This is a genomic window from Winogradskyella sp. A2 (genome assembly GCF_046762865.1).
Taxonomy (GTDB): Bacteria; Bacteroidota; Bacteroidia; order Flavobacteriales; family Flavobacteriaceae; genus Winogradskyella.
On record NZ_JBKQXM010000002.1, the window covers coordinates 209400 to 233433 of the forward strand.

Sequence of the window (24034 nt, forward strand, 5' to 3'; positions counted from 1 at the left end):
AGCTTAAATAGCTGGCCTTTTTTATTTTATTTGATTTTTATTGATTTGATTATTGACTCCAACTCAAATACTAAATCGCGTTTATTCAGTGATGGAGCATACACGTAACCATCTGCAACTAAATATCGATTGTTAATTTTATCTTCAATTAGATAGGTAATAAACGGACCGGCCATTGGATATTCGTTCATTGTCCAAACGCTTCTAACTTCATAGGTGGGTTTATTGTCTATTATCGTGTTAAACAAAGAGGGCGCATAGGCCTCCTCTACCATCATGTATATATCGTCTTCACCAGGAATTTTAGTTTTTGTCACTTGGTCCCTCATTTTAACAATATCGATAATAGTGCTATCCCCTTTTGAAATTGATTCAATTGGCACTTCATAAAACATAAACTCCATTGTTTTTGAGTTACTTATATTTTTTCTAACCCAGAAAAAATCATCCTTAGCTCTACTAATTCTATAAGCGGAAGGTATATTTATTGTAAAGCCCAAACTTTCCTCCATTTTCTCATCAGCTAACAACGAAAGCTTTATGCGTCTTTGCTTTTCCTTTACTTCCTCTTTGTTAAAAGCATCAATGATTTTATCTTTATTTTCTTTTAGCTGATTAATTATTTCTGCGTCTGTCTTGCCTCCAATAACAGCAACCGTTTGGGGTTTTGCAAAAGCTTCATTTACAATCTCAGTGGTTGGGTCTAAATTGCCTTTTTCTATTTTAAGTACTATTCTGCTTCGGGTCGCAAAACCATCAAACACCTGTGGTGGAATTTGACGGATTTTAAATAGTGGTTCGTCAATAGGCAACCCATTTAATGGTGCGGCAAATATGTTTCTTATGCTTTCACCAACCTTCTTTTCCCAAAGTAAATTATCAACCACAACCGAAATAGTGTTTAAATTTCCATTTGATGCGGGTAGATAAATCTTTTTTTCACCGTCGTTGCTTTCGCCACACGATAAAAAAAGCAAACAAATTAGAACTGTATATAATACTCTCATAAATTTTGAATTTTGTTGGTACTTATTTAGACACAATTAGCGTCATTCCTATTTTTAGTTTACTACCACTAATATCGTTCCAATCTTTAAGATTTTGAACAGAAACTCCAGAAAATTTTTGCGCAATGGTCCAAAGTGAATCTCCTTCTTTAACTTTATATGTCTTTTTGCCTTTAGGGTCAAGGGGCTTTTTGTTGCTCTTTGCCGGAGGTGAGCTGACAGGGTTTCTTGGAAAAATAGTTAACCTCTGACCAATTTTTAGGTTGTTACTTCGCAAACCGTTCCATCGTTTTATCTGGCTTACTCTAACGCCATAACGCCTTGCTATTTTACCTAAATAATCTCCGCTTTTTACACGGTATCTAATTTTAGTGTCTTGATTAAATATTTGTGGTAAAGGTTTTTCTCGTTTATCAAATTCTACTTTTGCAAAAGCATATATTTTATCTTCATTAGAAGTAAAGATGCCAATCGCTTCACGTGGTAATCTCAAGGCATATGTTTTTCCTTCTACCTTTGGAATGATATCCAGTTTATAAGATGGATTTAAAAACTGTAGTTCTTCAATATTTACTCCAGTCACCTCAGAAACTTGATCTAAACTTATCATTTGCTTTACGTGAACCGTATCTGTTTCAATATGCTGAAAAGTTGGTCTTTCTGGTTTGAAGCCATGCTCTTCTGCATATTCAAAAATATACATAGTCGCTAAAAATGACGGAACATACCCAGCCGTTTCCCGTGGTAAATTGGATCTTATGTTCCAATAATTCTTGTAACCGCCCGAACGTCTTATTGCCTTGTTAACGTTTCCTGGTCCGGAGTTATAAGCCGCCAATGCTAAATCCCAGTCGCCAAAAATTCTATATAATCTTGACAGGTATTGTGCGGCAGCTGTTGTAGACCTAATTGGATCGCTACGCTCATCTACATAACTGCTAACATCCAATTTGTATTCTTTTCCGGTCGCAAACATAAATTGCCAAAGCCCTGTTGCTCCAACTCTAGAGCGTGCCTTGGGTTTTAAAGCAGATTCCACAATTGCCAAATACTTCATTTCTAATGGAATATTGTAATTGTCAAACTCCTGTTCAAACATTGGGAAGTAAAAATGACTAAGCCCCATTAGTCGCTCTAAAGAGGGCCTTCTTTGTTTTAGAAACCGTTTAATGACATTTTCTAAAGATGGATTGTATTCTACATTAAAGGGAGTCCTGGCATTGAGGCGTTCAAGTCTTGCTTTTAAAGTATCTGTAGTCAATTCAGGATAGTCAACAGGTTCATATGTCAACTCCGTTACAGATTTATAAATAGTATCATAAAGAGAGTTACTGTATAATTCCTCTAGCCATTTTCTGTCTAATTCCTTTGCTTCGGCAAGATCTTGTAGATTTTTTATTCCAAGAGAATCTACTTCAACTGGTATTTTGTTTAAAGGGTTTATTGTTTTTCCGTCAATAATTGAGTCTCCAACTTTTAAAGGCTCATACTTATTAACTGATGTACTGTCTACTTGAGAAAAACACAAATACACAAAAAAGTATAAGATAAAAGATAAGTTACCCTTTAAGTTCATGGTCAAATATTAGGATGCGTCAATAGTAACGCGTATCAGATTATAAATAGTATAATAATTTTAATCTAAAATAGCAGCTATTCCCGGCAGTGTCTTTCCCTCAAGGCTTTCTAACATTGCTCCACCACCAGTACTAACATAGCTTACCTTGTTTTCAAAACCAAATTGCTTTACCGCCGCAACAGAGTCACCACCTCCAACTAACGAGAACGCTCCGTTTTTGGTAGAATTTGCAATTGAGTCTCCCAAAGCAATTGTCCCTTTGGAAAAGGTTTCCATTTCAAAAACACCAAGTGGTCCATTCCAAAGTATTGTTTTGCTCTCATTAACAACTTTATCAAAATTGTCTAACGATTTTGGTCCGGCATCCAAGCCTTGCCAACCATCAGGAATATATTTAACATCAACTACTTGAGTATTTGCATCGTTACTAAAATCATTTGCGGCAATAACATCTACCGGCAAGTGAATTTTTACCCCTTTTGCTTCAGCTTGTTTTAAAATATCTAATGCAAGCTCCATTTTGTCATCTTCACATATCGAATCGCCTATATTACCGCCTTGAGCTTTTACAAATGTAAAGGTCATTCCGCCACCTATAATAAGATGATCTACCTTGTCTAAGATATTTTCAATAACAGTGATTTTTGATGATACTTTAGCGCCACCCAACACTGCAAGTACGGGTTTTTCACCATCGTTTAACACTTTTTTAATGCTTTCTATTTCCTTTGCTAAAAGGTGTCCAAAGCACTTTGCTTTAGGAAAAAATTGAGCCACAATTGTTGTTGATGCATGAGCTCTGTGCGCAGTACCGAATGCATCATTTACATAAATATCGCCTAATTTAGATAGTTTTTCTGCGAATGCTAGATCTCCCTTTTTTTCCTCGTCATGAAAACGCAGGTTTTCTAATAATAATATTTCGCCCGGCTGTAGGGCATTTGCTTTCTGTTCTGCCTCTTCACCAACACAATTACTTGCAAACTTAACTTCGACACCTAATACATCTTCTATTTTTGTAATTATATGTTTTAATGAAAACTCATCCTGAACGCCCGCTGGTCTACCAAGGTGAGACATTAACACGCAGCTTCCTCCGTCCTCTAATATTTTAATTATTGTTGGTTTTGCAGAAACTATTCTAGTTGCATCTGTAACCTCAAAATCTCCATTTAATGGTACATTAAAATCTACCCTTATAAGTGCTTTTTTATCTTGAAAATTAAAATCGTTTAATGTCTTCATTTTATAATATTTAAGTGACAAATATAAAGATTAGAACGCATAAAAACCTATAATAAAGATGAAGCATTTAATGGGTAATGATAAAAATATTTTTTATCCCTATATCATTGCTTTTAAAATTTTAGATGGTAGAAAAAATGCATAGTTTTGTTTTATGCTTTTTTCTGAAATTTTAGGGCAAGAACATATTAAGAACCACCTAACCACAAGCGTTGATAAGGGTAGAATAGCACATGCGCAATTGTTTGTGGGACCAGAGGGTTCTGGCGCCTTGCCGATGGCTTTAGCCTATGCTCAATATTTACTTTGTGGAAACTCAGATAGTGAAAACACTGGTGGTAATGAGTCGTGTAATCTTAAATTTAAAAAATATTCCCATCCCGATCTACATTTTGCCTTTCCGGTAACAACAAGCCATAAAGTAAAAAGTAAGCCTGTGTCTAATTTTTATTTAGAAGAGTGGAGGCAATTATTAGAGCAACAGCCCTATGGAAACCTCTTTGATTGGTATAGCCTTCTGGGCGTGGATAATAAACAGGGGCAAATAGGTGTTGACGAAGCACATGAAATTGTCAAATCACTCGCCCTGAAGTCCTATGAAGGCGGTTTTAAGGTGATGATTATTTGGATGGCAGAAAAAATGAATACGCCATGTGCTAATAAGTTGTTGAAACTGATTGAAGAACCCCCTGAAAAAACTGTGTTTATATTAATTGCTGAAGATGAAGAGCAAATCATTAATACTATTAAATCGCGTTGTCAAGTACTCCATTTTCCTTTATTGTCAGAAGAAACAATTGCAGAAGGATTAGTAAAAAATTATCATATCGAAAAAGCTGTAGCCTCAAAAATAGCACATCAATCTAACGGTAATTATAATAAAGCTTGCGATTTGATATATCAAGATAGTGAGGATATTCAGTTTGAAAAATGGTTTGTGATCTGGATTCGATCTGCTTTTAAGGCTAGGGGAAATAAAAGCGCCATCCATGATCTTATTTCATGGTCTGAAGAAATTGCTAAAACCGGAAGGGAAACACAAAAAAAGTTTTTAAAATTTTGCTTAAACTATTTTAGACAAGCATTGTTGCTCAACTACAAGGCAAACGAACTGGTTTACCTGGAGCCCAAATCTGAAAATTTCAAACTAGAAAAATTTGCGCCTTTTGTTCACGACAATAATATTTTAGAGATTTCAAATGAAATTCAAGATGCTATATACCATATTGAACGAAATGGCAATTCTAAGATAATTCTTACAGATTTATCTATTAAATTAACACGCTTGCTCCATAAAAAAAGTCAAGTACAACCTTGATGGCTTAAATGTCTTTTTTTGAAATTACCATTCTTTAATTCATAGGGTTAGCAGATGCTTTAGTTGCCAATGTATTCGTAATAGCGGAACCAATCATACTGAGTGATCATTGGGTATACATTACGCTCCCATGAACCTCCAAAAGTATCTGCTACATCTTCATTGGGTATCCAGAAATTCATCATTATCTGTTGTGCCAATTCAGGTATTTTTGCTACATGCTTTTGTCTATCAGTCCAAGTTGATTTGTTTTCAAGTCTCTGCTGTGTCAACTCACGAACCAGCGCTCCATCTACGTACCATCGAATAGCGTCTGGCACCCATTCAATAGCATAAACCTTCCAGTCGGAAGTTGGGCCAATAACATGCTTTTCTTCGTACGCTCCCCAATCTCTTGTCCGCCACCACTCCCAAGTATCTTCACCAAATATAAGGTTAGACTGAAATTTATTCGGACGAACACCTTCCATTTCAATGTCGATTTCACGCCAACTATAAGGGTCAGGTACATCATTTACATAAGTAAATAAAGATGCGATATAACCTGAAGCGACATTAGTATGTGGCGTTTTAATTCTTGCTTCAAAGCGTCCAAATAAAAAACGCTCCTTTGAACGGACTTCTGCTGCACTATATTGTTTGGGGCCAATCTCTCGTCCTTCGCTACATACGCCTCCAGGCAACTCTTCCTTGTCGATAATCAGTTTCATAATACCGCCTTGAACCTGGACATTATCAGGTACAAAACGACTCGCGGGTTCCATAAAGCCACAGTCTCCTTTTTGCCAAATCACTGTATTAAAAGAATCAAAGCGATCGTCGATTTTTAATCTAAATTGAGGATAGACACCGATATATCCCTTGTAGGCAATTAAATCTGAAGAGTCCGTTTTTACTGATTCAGTGGTTTCTGAATGTTTTGCATCTTCAGCTCTAGATAACGAGGTAGAGGTTGAGTTACAACTACTCAGTGTAATTAACGCTAAAAGCAAGAATGTACTGAACAAAACTCTTTTTACAAGGCTCATACAAACATCTCTTTTTTGTCTAATAACAGGCAATGACTACGTATTTTATGACTAAAATACGTTTTTTCTTGACTCGTATCCAATTTCTAGATCCAATGTTATCTTTTATGAAAGCCACCTAAAACTACATTCTCTTTACAAATCAATTAGCTTCTTGACTTTAATTATAGCTGGTTTTTGCAAGGAAGTTGAACTTCATAAGTTTATCCAAAGAGGACTTATAAATTCTAAAAAACATCAATTTTATTTTTCAACAGGCTCAGATTCTGTTTCTTGGTTTAAGGCCTTAATAACCTCCTCGGTAATATCTTTATTTTCCGAACCATAAAGAACACTTCCTGCTTCATTTGCACCTAAAATAAATGTAAATCCTTTGGACTTCCCGTAGTCCTTTATAAAAGTCTTAACTTGTTTAACAAGGGTGTCAATTTCTTTTTGCCCTTCAGCTTGAAGTTGTTTCTCTTCATTATTTAATTGGTAATCTTGCATTTGCTTTTTTTGCAACAATGCCTGATATTCTTCTTCGGCTTTACTTTGTCCCATTTTAGCCGCTCTCGATTGAAACAATTGTGCCTCAACTTGAATTGCTTGTTGTAAGCTATCAGCTTTTTTATTGAAGGTTTCTATTTTAGCCTTAAACTTTTCTTCAAAATCTTTTTTCTTTTGATACTCATTAACAACTTTGGTATTATCTACAAATGCTATTTTTTGTTCTTCCTGACAAGATGTTATTGCCAAAATAAAAAACAATACTAGGGTTACTTTTTTCATAATTTCATTTTCGAATAAATCTTTGCAAATGTAAAAAAGTTAAGGTGTGAAACGGACTTTTTTATAACTATATATAAAATCAATAAAGTTTTAGCGCCCTATTAATATTTTCAATAAAAATCAAAGCCAAATAAAGCTGTTTAACGCCCTTTTCTGAATTAAGCGACAACTTATTGTTGGCTCGGCCAAAACGTCTTTAAAATCACTCTCAAGGGCTAGTTGTTCTGTTTTAAGACGTATATTAAAGAAGAGTAGTCATTATTTCGTTTTGCCTTATAGTTCGACTTAAGACCAATCAAAAAAGCCCTAATAGGATTCATAAATCCAGTCTTGTATTTTTCAGAAAGCAAACTAACATAATAGGCATCAAAAATTAATGGTACAGTTTTAGTAAGTTCAAAGTTCTCCTTATGAAATAGTTTGTTAATTGATTTTCTTGAAAAATGCCAAAGGTGCCTTGGAACGTCATACGCCGCCCAAAACTCTTTATAGTGAGCTGCATCATAACTTTTATAATTAGGAACCGCAATAATTAACATCCCATTTGGCTTTAAAAGCTTCCTAAAAAGTTGAATATGCATTTCTAAACTTGGCAAATGCTCTAGAACGTGCCAAAGTGTAATAGCATCAAAAGAGTGTTCATTCAGGCTGGTTAGATGATTTATATCAAAAACGTTTTGGTTAGTTTTGCTATTTGCAATTTTTCTTGCTTGCTCATTAGGTTCAATCCCAGTAACTATCCAGCCATCGGTTAAGGCCGTTTTTAAAAAATCACCTGTTCCGCAACCAACATCTAAAAGATGTTTTGGTTCTGTTCCAAATGAATTGATAATTCGTAATTTCTTTTTTAAGGCCCTAGATCTTATAAGATGATAAACTCGCTCAAATAAATTCCGTTTAGAATCCGTGTGGGATATATAATCTTCGCTTTTATAGTACTTGGAGAGTTGCTCTTCTTTTGGCGCTGGATATGTTTCTAGCATATCTAAGTCTTCATTTAATAATAGCTCAAACTCTTCTCCTGAAACCGAGAAATCTTTGACTTTTAGATATACAGACTTATCCATTCTTAAGGAAAATTCTATTAAATAAATATGGAAAATGTTTCACGTGGAACACAATTTATCTTCCTAAATATACCAGTAATACCGAAATATCATTTGGCGAAACACCGCTTATCCTCGAGGCCTGAGAAATGGTAACTGGTTGTATTTTCTCAAGCTTTTGGCGTGCTTCCATACTCATAGATTTTAATCTGGTATAATCAAATCCATTTGGGATTTTAAGATTTTCAAGTCTATTGAGTTTATCCGCATTGTTTTTCTCTTTTTCAATGTAGCCCGCGTATTTGACCTGTATTTCTGTTTGCTCAATAACTTCAGGATCTAGCCTGTTTTCTTTTATATAAGCATCTACTGCTTTAAATTTTCTAACATCATCAATTGTTATATTGGGTCTTGCAAAAAGTCTAAACATTTTATCTTGCTGCTTTACAGGCGCAGAATTTTTAGACTGTAAAACAGGGTTTGCTTCGTCTGGCTTAACACTCGTGTCCTTAAAAAATTGAACAAAAGCATCAGATTTACTTTGCTTCTCTTCCATTCTCCTTAGTCTATTTTCCGAAGCCAAACCAAGTTTATGACCCTTTGGCGTAAGTCTAAAATCAGCATTGTCTTGCCTAAGCAATGTTCTATATTCTGCTCTCGACGTAAACATTCTATAAGGTTCCTCTGTCCCTTTTGTTATTAAGTCGTCTATCAAAACCCCAATATAAGCTTCATCTCTTTTTAAGGTAAAAGCGTCCTTTTCTTTCACTTTCAAACTAGCGTTTATGCCAGCCATTAATCCTTGTGATGCCGCTTCTTCGTAGCCCGTGGTTCCATTAATTTGACCAGCGAAAAATAGTCCATCAATTAGTTTTGTTTCAAGTGAATGTTTTAATTGAGTCGGTGGAAAATAATCATACTCAATAGCATAACCTGGTCTAAAAAATTTTACGTCTTCAAAACCAGAAACTGACTTTAAGGCTTTAAATTGCACGTCCTCTGGAAGAGAGGTTGAAAACCCATTTACATAAACCTCAACAGTTTTCCAGCCTTCTGGTTCAACAAACAACTGGTGCCTATCTTTATCTGCAAACCTGTTAATTTTATCCTCAATTGATGGACAATATCTTGGACCAACACTTTTAATTCTTCCGTTAAACATTGGTGAACGATCAAATCCTTCCTTTAATAAATCATGAACCGCAGGACTTGTGTAGGTCATGTGACATGACCTTTGTTCTTCTAAAGGTTTTGTTATGTCTAAATATGAAAATTTTTCAGGGTTTGGGTCACCAGGTTGCTCTATCATTTTAGAGTAATCAAGAGATCTTCCGTCAACCCTTGGTGGCGTTCCGGTTTTCATTCTTCCAGAATCAAAACCTATGTCAATAAGTTCTTCGGTTATTCCAGTCGCTGCGCGTTCCCCAGCACGTCCTCCGCCAAAATTCTTATCACCAATATGAATTAAGCCATTTAAAAAAGTACCATTTGTAAGTACAACTGTTTTTGATCTTACCTTAATTCCTAGAGATGTCTTTACGCCAACTATTTTGTCCCCTTCTATTAATAAGCCAGAGACCATTTCCTGATAAAAATCAAGATTCGGTGTTTTCTCCAAAAGCAATCTCCAATCTTCAGCAAAACGCATTCTGTCACTTTGAACCCTAGGACTCCACATTGCCGGCCCTTTAGACTTATTAAGCATTTTAAACTGAATTGCAGAGGTGTCTGACACAATGCCGCTATAGCCACCCAACGCATCAATTTCTCTAACGATTTGCCCTTTTGCTATTCCTCCCATTGCCGGATTACATGACATTTGGGCAATGTTTTGAAGATTCATTGTAATCAACAATGTTTTACTGCCCATATTTGCAGCCGCGGCCGCGGCCTCACTACCAGCGTGCCCAGCTCCAACAACTATAACATCATAAACATCATTAAACATTGTTTTACTATTTGGTCGTTCCACGTGGAACATATTGAATTTCTAAACAAAAATTTTGCAAATATACATCGAAATGCCAATAAACACTAATACTGCTTTATATAGTAATCTTCCTTAGACCGCATAATCTTCTCGTCTGATTTTGATTTGTCCTTGTAACCACAAAAATGAAGGATGCCGTGTATAATAACCCTTAACAGTTCTGTGTCAAAATCAACATTAAATTTCTGTGCGTTTTCACTCACCCTGTCAATAGAAATAAATATATCTCCATGTAGCTTATTTCCTACCCGATAATCGAAGCTAATTATATCCGTATAAGTATCGTGATTTAAAAATTCAATGTTAATGTCTAGCAGGTACTGGTCAGAACAAAAAATATAATTTATATCTCCTGCGCTATACTGTTCCTCTATTATTACGTTTAAAATCCAATTTCTAAGGCTTTCCTCATTATCAAGCTTAAAGGTTGTTTCGAAATTAAAATTTACCATCTGTGCTATTGAAATAATCCTGAATTTTTTTCTTTAAATGATTACGCAGGGGTAGTGGTTGACGATTAAGTATTTCAGTAGTGTTAAAATACCGCTTAGCCGCAGGTATTTGGTTTAAACTGTTGTTATTATATTCTTCTTTATTTGCTTCGGATTCTCTCTTTGTGTCTTGGCCTTGCATAAATGTAGCATTTTCAAGCTTTAATAACTGATGTTGTAAATCCATCATTTTCTGTAATGTCTGATTTGTAAATCCATAATTCAACAGGTCTAGTTCCACTTCCTCCATTTGCTTAATTAATTCACCCGCAGATTTTATTTCCCCTCCCTGATTGATTTTATCCTCTAGTGCTTGTCTTAACATTTGCTGTTGCTGGTATATCTTATACAGTTCTTCATTCTGCTCTTCATTTCCACCTTCTCCATAACCATCATTATTTCCATCTTCACCGTTTCCGTTCTTTCCGGATTTACCGCTTTTTCCGTTCTTGTCGCCTTCGCCTTCAAGACCGCTATTGGAATCTCCTTCTCCATTTTGTTGGCCATTTTTACTATTCTCTCCGCCCTTGCCCTCTTCTCCGCCTTCTTGGCCATTCTCGCCTGAATTACCGCTTTGACCCTGTTCGCCCTTTTCGCCCTGATTGCCTTCTTTTTCGCCCTCACCCATTTCGCCTTTATTACCTTTTTCACCTTCCTTCTCACCTTCACCATCCTTCTCGCCTTTACCTTCATCACCTTTCTTCCCTTGTTCATTTTTCTTAACGCCCTCTTCCATCTGTTTGTTTAACTCTTCTTGAGACATTATAATATCCTGTAGCTGCTGACCCTTTCCTCCGCCCGGACCAGGAGAAGGATTCATCGACATTTCCATGTTGTCCAGCACATCGCTTAAAAAACTCGCTAGTTCATTACTAGCAGTAATTGCATATTGTTGAGATGCAATTCCTTGATAAAGTCTATTTTCTGTTAGTTGACCTAAAGATTTATCAATATTAAAATACACTTCAGTAATTTGAGAATTTACCTGCTCGGAAATCTTTGGTTGCCTCAGTGATAGAGCAAACAAACTATCGTCAACATGTTCAAAGTGTTCTCTTAAATTACTTTGCTCAATTATGTACTTACCGTATTTATTGTTATCAATATTTATTTCTTCAAATGTGTTCATTAACGATTCCTGGTCAAAGGAATACAACAATAGGTTCTCTAATATTTGTCTAAGCATATCAATATCTTCAGAGGCTTGTTCACCGCCACCGCCACCTCCTGAAAGAGATTTCTTCATCATCTCACTTAGTTGCTTCATTTTCTTGGCCGCCTTCTTTTGGCGTTCATTTGCATTCTTTAGTTGCTGTTCTGACTCTGGCGTTTGTTCACCTTCCATCTTTTCAGCTTCTTCCTTTTTCTCTAAAGACTCCTTAGCTTCTTTTTGATCATAATTAATTTCACTTTCAATAAACTCATCTCTTGGTACATTCATCGGTTTTTGAAGCCTTCGATCATCACGTTTTAACTCTTCAATATCCTTTTGAAGCTTATTGAATTCATCATTCAACTTCTCTTGGTTTTCCTTGGTGTTTTCATTGTTATTTTTAGCTTGTTTTTCCTGCTTTTCAGACAATTCTTCAAGTTCACTTGCAATTTTTTCCGTTTTTTTCATAACATAAAAGCGTTTTGTAAGTTCCAATAGCTGTTTCATGCTACGCTTTTTGTTTTTGTTCTGTTTTGCTAATTCCTCGAGTTTTTGAGTAAACTCTTCCTTGTTTATTTTGTCTTTCAACTCTTCAAGTTCTTTAAGCAATTCTTCATCTTGCTTAAGTTTTACCTCATTTTCTTTTAGGCGTTCCTTTAAATCCTTCTTAAATTGGTCTTCTTCCTTCTTTTCCTTTTGAAATTCCTCAAAATTGTCTTGTAGTTTTTTGTTGAAGTTTTTCATCAACTGCTCCTGTTGTTTTTGACGCTTTAAAAACTCTTCGAACTTCTTTTTGTCATTAAAATTAAGTTGTTCTTTTTCCTTTTGAGTTTTTGAAAACTCTTCAAGCTTCTTGTCTTGTTCTTGAAGCTTTTCAAAAGTTTTACTTATATCATTAATTGTCTTGTTCTGTTCTTGTAATTGTTTTTGTTCTTCCTCTTCTTTAGTTAACTTTCTGTAGTTAAACACACTACTTTTAGTGCGCTTAAATTTATTGATGGCATCGTTGTCAAAAACCTCAAAATATAGTTGGTAGCTAACCCCTTCTTCTAAATTTAATTGACTGGGGAATGCACTCACAAACTCACTGAAATTTGAACTTGAAATTGTTATGGGAAATAATTCTTTTTTCGATTCATCATTTGTCGGATAATAAACCAAATGAAGTTTTGTTAATCCGTGGTCATCACTAGCTTGTCCGTAAAAATATAAACTATTCTGGTCTAGCGTGTCTTTTTGTGCCTGTACCTTGAGCTCTGGATAAGCGTCCCTTATAACACTAATGTTGTAAGCTAAATTTTCATAATCTTTAAGGTCCTTGTTACTGGTTGAAACCCTATAATTATAATTTCTAAATAAGCGTTTTGAAGCCGTAAAATTATCGTTATTTCTTGCCGTGAACCTTAATGTGTCCTCAGCGTATATATTAACCGTATTTGTGGATTTAGTTTGTGCTTTCCAAGTAACCTTTGTTCCTTCAGGTATCACCGCCGACCCAGTACTTTTTAATATTTCATCTTGTTTTTTAGTGTGGGCAGGATAATCCAATTCCATCTCAAAATTAACCAGATTCGGAGTGTTAATAACCTCAAGAAAATACGATTTTGAAGTAACGCCGTTTGCGACTAAAATAAACTCTATGTTTTGGTTTAAAAGACTAAAAACAAATTGAAACTCGCCTGGCGCTATTGGCTGTAAAAAATACGACTGACCACTAAACATAATTTGTGCATTCTCTGGAATAACAGTCCCGGCGGTCTTTATTTTTAATTTAAAATCCTTGCTTTCTATTGCTTTTAACGACTCATTAAGAACAAAAAACTGAAACGGAGCTGGCGGTTCATATGCTGTCTTATAGTTCACTACACGATCGTAACTATCGCTAAACCAATTTATTTTGCCCGATAAAAGTGATACGGCTATAATTGCAATAGGAATTGCCGCATATTTTAAATACTTAATATTTGACTTAAAATTAATTGCCGTTTGAAAAGGAACCGGTTTAAGTTCTAGCGCCTTTTGTTCGATGCTTGCGACCAATAAATCAGATTGTTTAGCGCTTTCATTAAGCTGAAGCACATTCAGTAATTTATCATTTACTTCAGGAAAGTGACTGCCAATAAGTCTCGATGCCATTTCATAATTTATGCCTTTTCTTAGCTTAAACAAGTGGGCTAACGGAATTGCTATAAACTTAACAAATAGAACCAGCTCTACAGTAATAAATGCCCAAAACAAAAATGTTCTTCCTAATGGGCGAAGCCATAACATATATTCAACAAAAAGCACCACAATAAAATAAAGCAAGCCTGTGGCAAAAAAGAGTATGGCGCCTTTCAGAAGTTCATTTGTATAGAACTTCTTAATAAAGCCTTCGAGTTTACTTTTTATGGTTTCAAAATTACTCATACCGTAATACTAACTTACTAATCTACAATTTTATTTTAATTGTGTTTTGCCTAAATTTGGTAAGATTGTGTTAATTTAGGAAACCCTATTGTTAAAATAGATGAAAGACCTTAAGTATTTAGCGGCGTTTTCCATACCTACAGTTGCCATTATCGGACTAATTCTTAGAGGCGGATGGGTCTGGGCGACGCCTGTTTTTGCTTTCGTTTGTATCCCAATTTTAGAGCTTATTTTTCCTGTAGATAACAAAAACATGGGGCCTGTAGAAGTTGAATCAAAACTAAAAAAAACATTCTTTGACTGGTTGTTGTACTTGAATCTTCCAGTGGTTTATGGTGTTTTAATATATAGTTTATGGTTAACTTCAAACGAAACTCTTTCAGCCAATGAATTTATAGGTCTAATATTCTCAACCGGTATTGTTTTAGGTGTGAACGGTATTAATGTTGGGCATGAATTGGGGCATAGGCAGGGCACAAATGAGCGTTTTATCGGCAAGGCATTGCTTCTACCCTCATATTACATGCATTTTTATATAGAACACAATCACGGTCACCATCTGCATGCCGCAACCATTGAGGATCCTGCCACGGCCAGATATAATCAATCGGTATATTCATTTTGGTTCACCTCAACAATAAGGCAGTATATTAATGCTTGGAAGATTCAGAACAAACTTCTCAAAAATAATAATCGCTCGTTTTTATCCTTCAAAAATGATATGTTGTGGTTTACTGTTTTAGAAATCTGCTATGTTTTATTGGTGTTGGCGGTATTCGGCCAAAAAGCACTGTTGTTTGCGCTTTTGGCAGGTGTTGTTGGTTTTATTCTACTTGAAACTGTTAACTATATTGAACACTACGGGCTGTTGCGGTTACGGACTAAATCCGGTCGATATGAACGCGTAAAAGAGGTACATTCTTGGAATTCGAATCATGTCATAGGGCGCATTGTGCTTTACGAATTGACTAGACATAGTGACCATCATTATAAATCCACAAAAAAGTATCAAATATTAGATTGTCATGATGAAAGCCCGCAGATGCCTTTTGGCTATCCAACATCTATGGTGTTATCAATGTTGCCGCCCCTTTGGTTTAGGATAATGAATAAGCGCGTTCCAAAAGAAATGATTGTTTCTTAGACTTGTAATTGCTTTGTTGTAAAATCTTATCAAGCTATCTTTGTGCAATAATTTAATGTTATGTCCAAAAATGTCCGCGTGCGCTTTGCGCCTAGCCCAACCGGCCCATTACATATTGGTGGTGTGAGAACCGCTCTATTTAACTATTTATTTGCTAAAAAGCATGGCGGAGAATTTGTACTTCGTATCGAAGATACGGATCAAAACAGGTATGTCGAAGGTGCTGAAGAATATATTGTTGATGCCCTAAATTGGTGTGGCATTCCTTTTGATGAAGGGCCCGGGAAAAATGAAAAATTTGGGCCATACAGACAAAGCGAACGTGAACATCTTTATGAGCAATATACAGACCAATTGATTGCCCAAGGGAAAGCGTATTATGCCTTTGATACTTCTGAACAATTAGATGCGCATAGAAAAGACCATGAGGCAAAGGGTAAAACCTTTATTTATAATTGGCACAACAGAGAAAAAGGGCGTTTGGTGAACTCTTTAATACTTTCTGAAGAAGAAACAGCCGAAAAACTAGAGGCTGGAGAACATTATGTTGTGCGTTTTAAATCACCACAAGACAAAACCCTGAATTTAAAAGACATTATTCGTGGTGATATTACTATTGACACCAATGTATTGGACGATAAAATCCTTTTTAAAAGCGATGGTATGCCAACGTATCATTTAGCAAATATCGTAGACGATCATTTAATGAAAATTTCCCATGTTATTAGAGGGGAAGAGTGGTTGCCTTCATTAGCATTGCACCAATTGTTGTATGATGCTTTTGGTTGGAAAGCACCAAAGTTTGCTCATTTACCGTTAATTCTTAAACCAACTGGAAAAGGTAAGCTTAGCAAACGTGATGGCGACAAAATGGGGTTTCCTGTATTTCCATTAGAATATAGTGTGCCTGACGGAACAGTATCTCGAGGGTATAAAGAAGAGGGGTATTTCCCTGAGGCCATGGTGAACTTTTTAGCATTTCTAGGCTGGAACCCAGGTACAGAGCAAGAATTATTTAGTCTGGATGAATTGGTAAAAGTGTTTGACCTTACAAGGGTTCATAAAGCTGGTGCTCGCTTTGACCCTGACAAGATCAAATGGTTTAACCACCAATACATGCAAGAACAATTAGATTTAGACTTGGCCGAACAATTTAAATCTTCACAGCCCGAGTTAGAGCCTATTGATATTAATTACATTGCTTTGGTTGTTGGTTTAATTAAAGAGCGTGCCACTTTTGTTAATGATTTTTGGGGCTTAAGTCATTTCTTTTTTGAAGCTCCAAATGGTTACGATGAAAAAGCCGCAAGAAAAGCGTGGAAAGAAGATACCGATACAATAATGCAAGAACTGGTAGCTGTAATTGAACAAACAGAAGCCAATTCTGCTGAAGCACTTAGGATCGCCATAAAAGATTGGATTACTTTTAAAGAAATTGGTTTTGGCAAAGTAATGATGCCACTGCGCTTAGCTTTGGTTGGCGCTTTAAAAGGTCCTGACGTATTTGATATTATGTTTTTAATAGGCAGGGACGAATCTATTAAAAGAATAGAGATTGCTATTGAATCTTTTTAACTCTTTTAAAACGTAATAAGGACTATAAAATTAATCATACTTTGATTTCCCTTGAAATCTGTGTTTTCAGAATTTGGCCCAAATTCAGAATCGTTACCGTTTAGTTTATTTAAGATGTTGGTAAAACCATAGATATATTGCGCTCTAAATTTAAAAGCTCCAAGCCCAAGAGTGGCTCCTATAGCACCGTTGGCGTTGATTTGTGACACCTCTTCTAGTTCATTTGCAATTAAGCTGTTGCCGTTGTTTAAATAGATAAATAGATTTTCTTCATTGTTTGATTGCATATCAAGCTCTCCATTATATTGTAGCATGGGTCCGGCATCAATAGTAAGTAGGTTGGGGACAACCTTGGCATGAAACAAAAAGGCCAATTGAACGGCAAACAGATTGTATTCAACCTGCTTATCCACAACCAGGTCTGTTTCAGATTCATAGCCAGATATTTCGATATTGTTTTCAGAAATCTGCAACCCATAGCTCACATTATACCATTTGTTAGGAAGGTCACCTGTTGCCGAGGTGCTTATAATCCAACCTTTTCCCGCATTTGTTTTAAAATTATCTGTGGAGATATCAAATTGGGTTAACCCGCCACCTATCGCAATACCGTTTTTAATGATATAGCTCCTATGTTGTGCGTTAAGAAGTGTAACAAATAGTAGGCTAAAGAGTACTAATAATGTGTATTGGGTTTTGTTCATTGAGTTTTTAGCTAATTAAACAAACCTAACTAAAATAGTTTAATATTACTTACTTTTAATAATTCATATTCACTAACCTAAAATATCACAGTTATGGATCAATTTATTTTAGTTCCGATTATTTTTATCGGGCTTGTTATCTTAATTTCTTCATTTTTTATAGTAAAGCAACAAACCGCCGCCATAATAGAACGTTTTGGTAAGTTTCAAAGTATACGCCATTCGGGATTACAGCTTAAAATACCATTAGTTGATAGAATCGCCGGTAAACTAAGTTTAAAGATTCAACAACTGGATGTTATTATTGAAACGAAAACGCTTGATGATGTGTTTGTGCGATTAAAAGTCTCTGTACAGTATAAAGTTATTCGTAATAAAGTTTATGATGCTTTTTATAAGCTCGATTATCCGCATGATCAAATTACCTCTTATGTATTTGATGTGGTGCGTGCCGAAGTACCAAAAATGAAGCTCGACGATGTCTTTGTTCGTAAAGATGATATTGCTATCGCAGTTAAAGCTGAATTAAATGACGCGATGATGGATTATGGTTACGATATTATTAAAACCTTAGTTACAGATATAGATCCTGATGCGCAAGTAAAAGAAGCCATGAACCGTATTAATGCGTCAGAGAGAGAGAAAATCGCCGCACAATTTGAAGGTGATGCGGCGCGAATACTTATAGTTGAAAAAGCTAAAGCGGAAGCAGAAAGCAAGCGTTTACAAGGCCAGGGTATTGCAGACCAAAGGCGTGAAATTGCGCGTGGACTTGAAGAGTCTGTAGAGGTTTTAAATAAAGTTGGCATTAACTCTCAAGAAGCTTCTGCCTTAATAGTCGTTACCCAGCATTACGACACGCTACAGGCCATTGGCGGAGAAACTAATAGTAATCTTATATTGTTACCAAACTCACCTCAAGCGGGTAGTAATATGCTTAACGATATGGTGGCAAGTTTCACAGCAAGTAATCAGATTGGTGAAGCTATGAAAAATGCTCAACAGAATAAGGGCGAATAGTTTTTAAACCTCGAAGCCTTTGCTTCGAGGTTTTTTATTTTAATGCCAAGCACAGAGTATGCCACCCATTATTATTAAGGTTACTATCCAATAACCAGAATTAACAAAAATATATTTAGCGCTTTTGCGCTCAAAAAGCGCTATTGTGCCAATAATTGGTAGCGCTCCAAACACTCCAAAAATTCCACCGTGCAAAGCACCGTGTTTAAAGGTTCTAAAAGCATTGCCGTAATCGTCCATAAAAGCTTGAAATGAGGGTAAAACACCCTCCGCGGCAGGGTCACCACCTATCATTCCAAATGCGCCCCATTGATGATTGGTAAACTGCATTAACAAAACGCTTAAGATTGCGGCAAAGACTAATGCCAATCCAAAGATTACACCCATTTTACCGGTTTTCATTTTCTCTTCAGTCATACCGGACTCTCTCATCCAAACATTTCCGAAGCCGAATTTAGGATTGTACCACACTGCTCCAATTACTAATGCGGCAACAGCTGCAATGGGAATTGCTACTGGGTTAATTGGTAATTCCATAATTTAAATTGATTTATAGTTAGTGACAGAAAGGTACAAAAAAGCCTCTAATTAGTACTTTTAGAGACTTGGTGTCATATTTTGAAGATTAAATATCACTGGCTTCTGAAACCAGCAATTGGTTTTTATCCTCCAACGCCTTGGTTATAAATTCCTCAATTTTTGCATTTCTATTTAAGCCATTTTTTAGCATTTCTTTTAAAACAATCATTGTTGCTATACGAGTCCCTGCCTTTTTTACTACAGTACCAAACAGGGGTTCAAGTTCATCATATGAAACTTCTTTTGCTAATTCGAGAATTTGAGCTTTTGCCTTCAGTTGTTTTTCCTCTGGAAGATTGGTGTATTTCTTACCCAATTGTTGAATAACACTTAGTGCTGAGCGTTTCTGCTGTGTTTGTTTTGGTTTATTGTGGTTGTTTTTTTGTGGTTTTGGTTTTTGTTTCGCCCAACTATCCCTCAATCCAACCGTTTTATTAAAAACTAAGGCTCCCTCTTTTGAGTCTTGATCAACTACAAAATATCCAATCCTTTGAAATTGAAACCTCTCTCCTGCTTTGGTTTTGGAAAGGCTTGGCTCTAAATATCCTGTTTTTACCTTTAGTGAATTGGGGTTTAAAAACGACATGAAGTCCTTCTCTTTATCACCATCAGGAGATTCGTGCATAAATAAACGATCGTATTCTCGTATTTCTGCAGTAATGGCATGCTTGATAGAAACCCAGTGGAGTGTGCCTTTTACTTTTTTTGAGGTGTCAGCATCAAAGGTACAATGCACTTCTATTATTTCTCCCCCATGATCTTTAATAACACTATTGGCTTTAATTATATATGCATTCTTGAGCCTGACTTCTCCACCTAATTTTAATCTAAAAAACTTATTGCCAGCTTCTTCTTTAAAATCCTCTTTTTCAATATAAATTTCTTTAGAAAAAGGTACTTTTCTATAGCCTGCGGATTCTTCTTCTTGATTGTTTTCAGCATCTAACCACTCCTCTTCGTTTTCTGGATAATTAGTAATAACAACTTTTAAGGGGTTTAAAACCGCCATTACTCTGTTTGCTGTTTTATTTAAATCTTCACGAATACAGAATTCTAACAAGGATACGTCAATGATATTTTCTCGTTTTGCCACACCAACTTTCTCAATAAAATTTTTAATTGAGTTTGGTGTATAGCCACGGCGTCTTAAGCCAGATATTGTTGGCATACGAGGGTCGTCCCAGCCCGAAACTATTCCTTCATTTACTAAACGCAACAGTTTACGCTTACTCATTATAGTGTAACTAAGATTTAAACGAGCAAATTCACGTTGTTTTGGAGGAAGCGGTAGCTTGGTGTTAGAATATTCATAAACATTGTCTCTAAACCAATTATAGAGCTTCCTGTGTGGTTTAAATTCTAATGAACATAAGGAGTGTGAAATTTGCTCTATGTAGTCACTTTCACCATGGGTCCAATCATACATAGGATAAATACACCAATCGTCTCCTGTTCTATGGTGGTGAGCATATAAAATGCGGTACATAATTGGGTCTCGCATTAGCATATTAGGATCTTCCATGTCTATTTTGGCACGTAAAACATGTGTGCCTTCCGAGTATTCGCCGGCCTTCATTCTGGAAAATAGATCTAGATTTTCCTCAACAGTGCGGTCACGAAAAGGACTATTTGTACCAGGCTGTGTCGGTGTCCCTTTTTGCTGTGCCATTACTTCAGAAGACTGACTGTCTACATAGGCCTTCCCGTCTTTTATTAATTGAATAGCCCAATCATAAAGCTTGTCAAAATAATCTGATGAATATAGCTCATTCTCCCATTTGTAGCCCAACCAAGCTATATCTCTTTTAATTGCATCAACATACTCCTGTTCTTCTTTTATTGGGTTGGTGTCGTCAAACCTTAGGTTTACAGGCGCATTATACCTCTCTCCCAGCCCAAAACTAATGCTAATAGCTTTTGTGTGGCCAATGTGCAAATATCCATTGGGCTCAGGAGGGAAACGAAAACGCAACTTGTTTTTTGGTAAACCATTAGCTAAGTCTTCCTCTATGATATGCTCAATAAAATTGAGTGGTTTTGAATCTTCTGACATTGCAAAATTTTAAAGCGTAAAATTAAACAAATTGTAACATTAAAATACTATTCGCTACCTATAGAATAGAAACAACCAAAACTAAAAATTATGAATTACACATGTCCAAAGTGCGACAACACAACCTATGATGTTGGGGAAATGAGAGCAACCGGTGGAACATTATCAAAAATCTTTGATATCCAAAACCAAAAATTCACATCTGTTACATGCAAGAAATGTACATATACTGAGTTTTTCAAAACAAAAACAAGCGCCATTAGCAACGTCTTTGATTTCTTTACAAACTAATTATTTATCATAAAGGTTTTTTGCTCTTATCATAGTATTTTTGCAACATGGGAACTATTAGGGTGAAAAATATTAGGGTTTTTACTAATCATGGGTGCTTAAAAGAAGAAACCCAGATAGGAAGTGACTACAGGGTAGACCTAGAAATAAAGGCGAATCTTTCTAATTCAGCAGAATCAGATAGCCTGAAAGACACTGTTGACTATGTTTTTTTAAACAAAGTGGTTAGAGACGAAATGTCTATTCCGTCAAAATTATTAGAAACGGTCGCAAAACGAATTCTAGATAGAATATTTGAAGAGGAAAATCTTGTAAAAAAGGCTACGGTATCGGTAAGTAAAATAAATCCTCCAATTGGCGGTGATGTTGAGATGGTTACCATAAAAATGTCGCAGAAGCGCAAAAAATAACTTATAATTTTTATATTTGCTCACCTTATAAAGGGCGTCTTGGCCGAGTGGCTAGGCAAAGGTCTGCAAAACCTTGTACAGCGGTTCGAGTCCGCTAGACGCCTCAAAAAACCCCTTTTTACAAGGGGTTTTCTGTTTTAATTAATTTAGAGATTCCATATAAGAAATTAGATTGGCCACACTTCTTGGCTCCTTATAGTCTACTTTATTTGATTTCTTATAAGAATTATATTCTTTTTTAAGATTAGCATATAGTTTTTTAATGTCTCTAAGCGTTTCAAATGTTATTTCTTTATCATCCTTGGTAAAGTGATATCTCAATTTCAATTCTGCCACATAAAGCTCCGGTAATTCTAAATTATAAAATATACCTTGGTTTCTAACTTGGGCGGCAACGACAGTTGTGCTGGTTTGACTGGAGCTACCATATGCGTTTCTGTTTTCCGTGTTCGACTTTAACACACAATAGTACTGTACAAAAAGAACAGCGTTAGAATTTACGAGTAATTCCATAAACTTTCCGTATCTGTTTACAAATTTGCGATTCTTAACATAAAGCGTATCTGCATTTCTGCTCAAGTCATTCTTTAATGGCATTAGCCTGCCGTCTTTCTGTAATATTATGCTTTCTGTTAGGGCATTATAGTTTAAAACACCTTTACTTCTTTCGCCATTTTTTAATAGAATAATACCTTCGGTAAATTCTGGAAATACATAGTGTTCTGTTCTGCTTTGAGCGAAACCAGAATAAACGGAGAGGGTAATTAGGGTAAGTAAAACGCGCTTTTTCATATTATAGTTTTCAACTTTTAATTGATGTTTAATTCTTTAGGTTTAACCTTTTCGATTTGCTCTTTGCTCTTTTCATAAAGTTCTGGAAATAGTCCTTGGCTTAACAATAATACTCCAAACCCCAAAATAACTAACGCTACTATCTTTTTGGTTTTAAAAACGCGCCTAGGAGTTAGTTTATTCTTAAGTCTTTTAGCCAGCGCTATCTTAATTAGGTCCGTTAGGAAATATGTAATCAACATCGTTGATATAAAAATAATAACGCCGTTTTCTGAGCTGGTTAAAGACGTGCCTACAACTATAAACCCAAGCCAACCCAATAAAACTCCTATATTAATAAAGTTTAATAAAAAGCCTTTTACAAAAAGTCTACCATAGTCCTTTTTTGGCAATTCTATTCTGCTATATTCTTTAACTATTGAACGAAATGATCTCGATGTTTTAATGAAAGAAATAACACCATATACAACCAGAAGCACGCCTCCAAAAATAAGAAAGTTTGGATCGTCTTTAATTTTATCAACCAACTTGTTAGTGCTGAAAAAAGCCAACGCAATAAAAACGACATCTGCAAAAATAACGCCCAGATCAAAAATAACAGCGCTTTTAAATCCTTTGGTTGCTCCTGTTTCGAGCAAGACAAAGAAAACCGGACCAATTGTAAAGGCCAGGATAATACCAAAAGGAATTGCTGTTAATATATCATCGAACATATAATAATTGCCGTTTAAACAAATGTAATAAATCTTATATGATTACATGCGCTTAATACGACCACCAAATACACGGCTTTCATCCACTTTTTTAGGATCTCCATAAATAAAAACATCACCACCAGCTCTTATCCTAACATCAACAAATTCTGTTGCATTAACATATGCTTCTCCAGCAGCGTTTATACTAACATCTGTCTTTTCGGTTATAAGCGCTTCACCATTTACAGTACCTCCTGTATATATAGATACATCTTGGTTTTTAGATTGACCAGTAACATTAATAATGCCTCCTGTTACAGCCCTAACGGTCGTATATGAAGTCTTTAAATCCACTGTAATTTCTGCACCTTCTTGTGTTCTTAACTCAACCTCAAATTGTTCAATGGTTTCTTTAACCATCACCTTTGCTCCTTCATTTGCATCAATCTCATCTACATTAGTAAAATATAGATTTACAACAGTGTCATTACCATCGTATATTTCCTCTATATTCATTCGAATTTTTAATTTACCGTTTTTATTTACTACTTCTACATCTTTTCTGTTCTTTCCAGAAATCACAACCTTATTCTCTTTTGATTGAATCATGTTTAAGTTTATTAAATCATAAACCTTAACGGTTGTAAACTCTCCAATTGTTTTTTCTACGGTCTCTTGAGCAGTTAAGGTAATACCGAAAATAAAGGATAAGATTAATGTGAGTTTTTTCATAA

At 35.6% G+C, this 24034-nt stretch carries 21 protein-coding genes and 1 tRNA gene; 7 read left to right on the forward strand and 15 right to left on the reverse strand.

Going from position 1 to position 24034, the window contains the following annotated elements; all coding sequences use genetic code 11:
- Nucleotides 1–26 precede the first annotated feature (26 nt).
- Genes ACFWV9_RS04110 through ACFWV9_RS04120 form a run of 3 tightly spaced genes read right to left on the reverse strand, consistent with a single transcriptional unit; the run spans nt 27 to nt 3831 of the window.
- Nucleotides 27–1007: a DUF4837 family protein gene (locus ACFWV9_RS04110; protein WP_411893971.1), complete on the reverse strand. Its 981-nt coding sequence runs from the start codon at nt 1005–1007 to the stop codon at nt 27–29.
- A gap of 22 nt (nt 1008–1029) precedes the next feature.
- Nucleotides 1030–2583 carry a LysM peptidoglycan-binding domain-containing protein gene (locus ACFWV9_RS04115; RefSeq protein WP_411893972.1) on the reverse strand — a complete coding sequence of 518 codons (1554 nt, stop codon included), beginning with the start codon at nt 2581–2583 and terminating at the stop codon, nt 1030–1032.
- A gap of 60 nt (nt 2584–2643) precedes the next feature.
- Nucleotides 2644–3831, reverse strand: a complete 1188-nt coding sequence (locus ACFWV9_RS04120; RefSeq protein WP_411893973.1) for a phosphoglycerate kinase — start codon at nt 3829–3831, stop codon at nt 2644–2646.
- 154 nt (nt 3832–3985) lie between these two features.
- On the opposite strand from ACFWV9_RS04120, the gene ACFWV9_RS04125 reads away from it, so the two are divergent.
- On the forward strand, nt 3986–5149 hold the full coding sequence (locus ACFWV9_RS04125) for an ATP-binding protein (RefSeq protein ID WP_411893974.1): 1164 nt from the start codon (nt 3986–3988) through the stop codon (nt 5147–5149).
- 59 nt (nt 5150–5208) lie between these two features.
- Here the strand turns inward: ACFWV9_RS04125 and ACFWV9_RS04130 are convergent, their stop codons facing one another.
- The 6 genes from ACFWV9_RS04130 to ACFWV9_RS04155 form a co-directional block, all read right to left on the reverse strand.
- A complete protein-coding gene (locus tag ACFWV9_RS04130) occupies nt 5209–6177 on the reverse strand; it encodes a family 16 glycosylhydrolase (RefSeq protein ID WP_411893975.1) in 969 nt (322 codons plus the stop codon).
- Between the two features lie 243 nt (nt 6178–6420).
- Nucleotides 6421–6948 (reverse strand): OmpH family outer membrane protein, encoded by a 528-nt coding sequence (locus tag ACFWV9_RS04135; RefSeq protein ID WP_411893976.1) that lies wholly within the window; start codon nt 6946–6948, stop codon nt 6421–6423.
- A gap of 215 nt (nt 6949–7163) precedes the next feature.
- Entirely contained in the window at nt 7164–8015 is an 852-nt protein-coding gene (locus tag ACFWV9_RS04140) for a class I SAM-dependent methyltransferase (protein ID WP_411893977.1), read from the reverse strand.
- A gap of 55 nt (nt 8016–8070) precedes the next feature.
- Nucleotides 8071–9942: a tRNA uridine-5-carboxymethylaminomethyl(34) synthesis enzyme MnmG gene (gene mnmG, locus ACFWV9_RS04145; protein WP_411894319.1), complete on the reverse strand. Its 1872-nt coding sequence runs from the start codon at nt 9940–9942 to the stop codon at nt 8071–8073.
- A gap of 86 nt (nt 9943–10028) precedes the next feature.
- Entirely contained in the window at nt 10029–10436 is a 408-nt protein-coding gene (ybeY, locus tag ACFWV9_RS04150) for an rRNA maturation RNase YbeY (RefSeq protein WP_411893978.1), read from the reverse strand.
- Complete coding sequence (locus ACFWV9_RS04155; RefSeq protein WP_411893979.1) at nt 10423–14037, reverse strand: hypothetical protein; 3615 nt, start codon at nt 14035–14037, stop codon at nt 10423–10425. Before ACFWV9_RS04155 ends, ybeY begins: the two co-directional genes overlap by 14 nt.
- Nucleotides 14038–14137: 100 nt before the next feature.
- Here ACFWV9_RS04155 and ACFWV9_RS04160 point away from each other — a divergent pair, with 100 nt between their 5' ends.
- Together ACFWV9_RS04160 and gltX are read left to right on the forward strand one after the other, a co-directional pair.
- Nucleotides 14138–15181, forward strand: coding sequence for an alkane 1-monooxygenase (locus ACFWV9_RS04160; protein ID WP_411893980.1), 1044 nt, complete (start codon nt 14138–14140; stop codon nt 15179–15181).
- A 60-nt stretch (nt 15182–15241) separates the two neighbouring features.
- Entirely contained in the window at nt 15242–16756 is a 1515-nt protein-coding gene (gene gltX / locus ACFWV9_RS04165; protein ID WP_411893981.1) for a glutamate--tRNA ligase, read from the forward strand.
- A gap of 5 nt (nt 16757–16761) precedes the next feature.
- On the opposite strand, the gene ACFWV9_RS04170 is transcribed toward gltX, so the two are convergent.
- A complete protein-coding gene (locus ACFWV9_RS04170; protein WP_411893982.1) occupies nt 16762–17460 on the reverse strand; it encodes a hypothetical protein in 699 nt (232 codons plus the stop codon).
- A 93-nt stretch (nt 17461–17553) separates the two neighbouring features.
- Here ACFWV9_RS04170 and ACFWV9_RS04175 point away from each other — a divergent pair, with 93 nt between their 5' ends.
- On the forward strand, nt 17554–18480 hold the full coding sequence (locus tag ACFWV9_RS04175) for an SPFH domain-containing protein (protein ID WP_411893983.1): 927 nt from the start codon (nt 17554–17556) through the stop codon (nt 18478–18480).
- A gap of 39 nt (nt 18481–18519) precedes the next feature.
- Here the strand turns inward: ACFWV9_RS04175 and ACFWV9_RS04180 are convergent, their stop codons facing one another.
- On the reverse strand, nt 18520–19017 hold the full coding sequence (locus tag ACFWV9_RS04180) for a DUF1761 domain-containing protein (protein WP_411893984.1): 498 nt from the start codon (nt 19015–19017) through the stop codon (nt 18520–18522).
- A gap of 88 nt (nt 19018–19105) precedes the next feature.
- Nucleotides 19106–21112, reverse strand: coding sequence for a glutamine--tRNA ligase/YqeY domain fusion protein (locus tag ACFWV9_RS04185; RefSeq protein WP_411893985.1), 2007 nt, complete (start codon nt 21110–21112; stop codon nt 19106–19108).
- 90 nt (nt 21113–21202) lie between these two features.
- Between ACFWV9_RS04185 and ACFWV9_RS04190 the strand changes: the two genes are divergently transcribed.
- From ACFWV9_RS04190 to ACFWV9_RS04200, 3 genes are all read left to right on the forward strand, one after another.
- Nucleotides 21203–21403 (forward strand): zinc ribbon domain-containing protein, encoded by a 201-nt coding sequence (locus ACFWV9_RS04190; RefSeq protein ID WP_411893986.1) that lies wholly within the window; start codon nt 21203–21205, stop codon nt 21401–21403.
- Between the two features lie 47 nt (nt 21404–21450).
- The gene (gene folB, locus ACFWV9_RS04195; RefSeq protein ID WP_411893987.1) at nt 21451–21813 is read left to right on the forward strand and encodes a dihydroneopterin aldolase; all 363 of its coding nucleotides are present in this window, start codon (nt 21451–21453) and stop codon (nt 21811–21813) included.
- 33 nt (nt 21814–21846) lie between these two features.
- Nucleotides 21847–21917, forward strand: a tRNA-Cys gene (locus ACFWV9_RS04200).
- A 37-nt stretch (nt 21918–21954) separates the two neighbouring features.
- Here ACFWV9_RS04200 and ACFWV9_RS04205 read toward each other — a convergent pair.
- From ACFWV9_RS04205 to ACFWV9_RS04215, 3 genes are read right to left on the reverse strand one after another with little or no spacing between them, the layout of a single operon-like run.
- The gene (locus tag ACFWV9_RS04205; RefSeq protein ID WP_411893988.1) at nt 21955–22605 is read right to left on the reverse strand and encodes a hypothetical protein; all 651 of its coding nucleotides are present in this window, start codon (nt 22603–22605) and stop codon (nt 21955–21957) included.
- 17 nt (nt 22606–22622) lie between these two features.
- Entirely contained in the window at nt 22623–23318 is a 696-nt protein-coding gene (locus ACFWV9_RS04210; protein ID WP_411893989.1) for a LysE family translocator, read from the reverse strand.
- Between the two features lie 42 nt (nt 23319–23360).
- A complete protein-coding gene (locus tag ACFWV9_RS04215; RefSeq protein ID WP_411893990.1) occupies nt 23361–24032 on the reverse strand; it encodes a head GIN domain-containing protein in 672 nt (223 codons plus the stop codon).
- Nucleotides 24033–24034 lie beyond the last annotated feature (2 nt).

Bases quoted from the DNA above. Each gene is read 5' to 3' on its own strand.
- ACFWV9_RS04110 (WP_411893971.1), bottom strand. From the start codon at position 1,007: ATGAGAGTATTATATACAGTTCTAATTTGTTTGCTTTTTTTATCGTGT.
- ACFWV9_RS04115 (WP_411893972.1), bottom strand. From the start codon at position 2,583: ATGAACTTAAAGGGTAACTTATCTTTTATCTTATACTTTTTTGTGTAT.
- ACFWV9_RS04120 (WP_411893973.1), bottom strand. From the start codon at position 3,831: ATGAAGACATTAAACGATTTTAATTTTCAAGATAAAAAAGCACTTATA.
- ACFWV9_RS04125 (WP_411893974.1), top strand. From the start codon at position 3,986: ATGCTTTTTTCTGAAATTTTAGGGCAAGAACATATTAAGAACCACCTA.
- ACFWV9_RS04130 (WP_411893975.1), bottom strand. From the start codon at position 6,177: ATGAGCCTTGTAAAAAGAGTTTTGTTCAGTACATTCTTGCTTTTAGCG.
- ACFWV9_RS04135 (WP_411893976.1), bottom strand. From the start codon at position 6,948: ATGAAAAAAGTAACCCTAGTATTGTTTTTTATTTTGGCAATAACATCT.
- ACFWV9_RS04140 (WP_411893977.1), bottom strand. From the start codon at position 8,015: ATGGATAAGTCTGTATATCTAAAAGTCAAAGATTTCTCGGTTTCAGGA.
- mnmG (WP_411894319.1), bottom strand. From the start codon at position 9,942: ATGTTTAATGATGTTTATGATGTTATAGTTGTTGGAGCTGGGCACGCT.
- ybeY (WP_411893978.1), bottom strand. From the start codon at position 10,436: ATGGTAAATTTTAATTTCGAAACAACCTTTAAGCTTGATAATGAGGAA.
- ACFWV9_RS04155 (WP_411893979.1), bottom strand. From the start codon at position 14,037: ATGAGTAATTTTGAAACCATAAAAAGTAAACTCGAAGGCTTTATTAAG.
- ACFWV9_RS04160 (WP_411893980.1), top strand. From the start codon at position 14,138: ATGAAAGACCTTAAGTATTTAGCGGCGTTTTCCATACCTACAGTTGCC.
- gltX (WP_411893981.1), top strand. From the start codon at position 15,242: ATGTCCAAAAATGTCCGCGTGCGCTTTGCGCCTAGCCCAACCGGCCCA.
- ACFWV9_RS04170 (WP_411893982.1), bottom strand. From the start codon at position 17,460: ATGAACAAAACCCAATACACATTATTAGTACTCTTTAGCCTACTATTT.
- ACFWV9_RS04175 (WP_411893983.1), top strand. From the start codon at position 17,554: ATGGATCAATTTATTTTAGTTCCGATTATTTTTATCGGGCTTGTTATC.
- ACFWV9_RS04180 (WP_411893984.1), bottom strand. From the start codon at position 19,017: ATGGAATTACCAATTAACCCAGTAGCAATTCCCATTGCAGCTGTTGCC.
- ACFWV9_RS04185 (WP_411893985.1), bottom strand. From the start codon at position 21,112: ATGTCAGAAGATTCAAAACCACTCAATTTTATTGAGCATATCATAGAG.
- ACFWV9_RS04190 (WP_411893986.1), top strand. From the start codon at position 21,203: ATGAATTACACATGTCCAAAGTGCGACAACACAACCTATGATGTTGGG.
- folB (WP_411893987.1), top strand. From the start codon at position 21,451: ATGGGAACTATTAGGGTGAAAAATATTAGGGTTTTTACTAATCATGGG.
- ACFWV9_RS04205 (WP_411893988.1), bottom strand. From the start codon at position 22,605: ATGAAAAAGCGCGTTTTACTTACCCTAATTACCCTCTCCGTTTATTCT.
- ACFWV9_RS04210 (WP_411893989.1), bottom strand. From the start codon at position 23,318: ATGTTCGATGATATATTAACAGCAATTCCTTTTGGTATTATCCTGGCC.
- ACFWV9_RS04215 (WP_411893990.1), bottom strand. From the start codon at position 24,032: ATGAAAAAACTCACATTAATCTTATCCTTTATTTTCGGTATTACCTTA.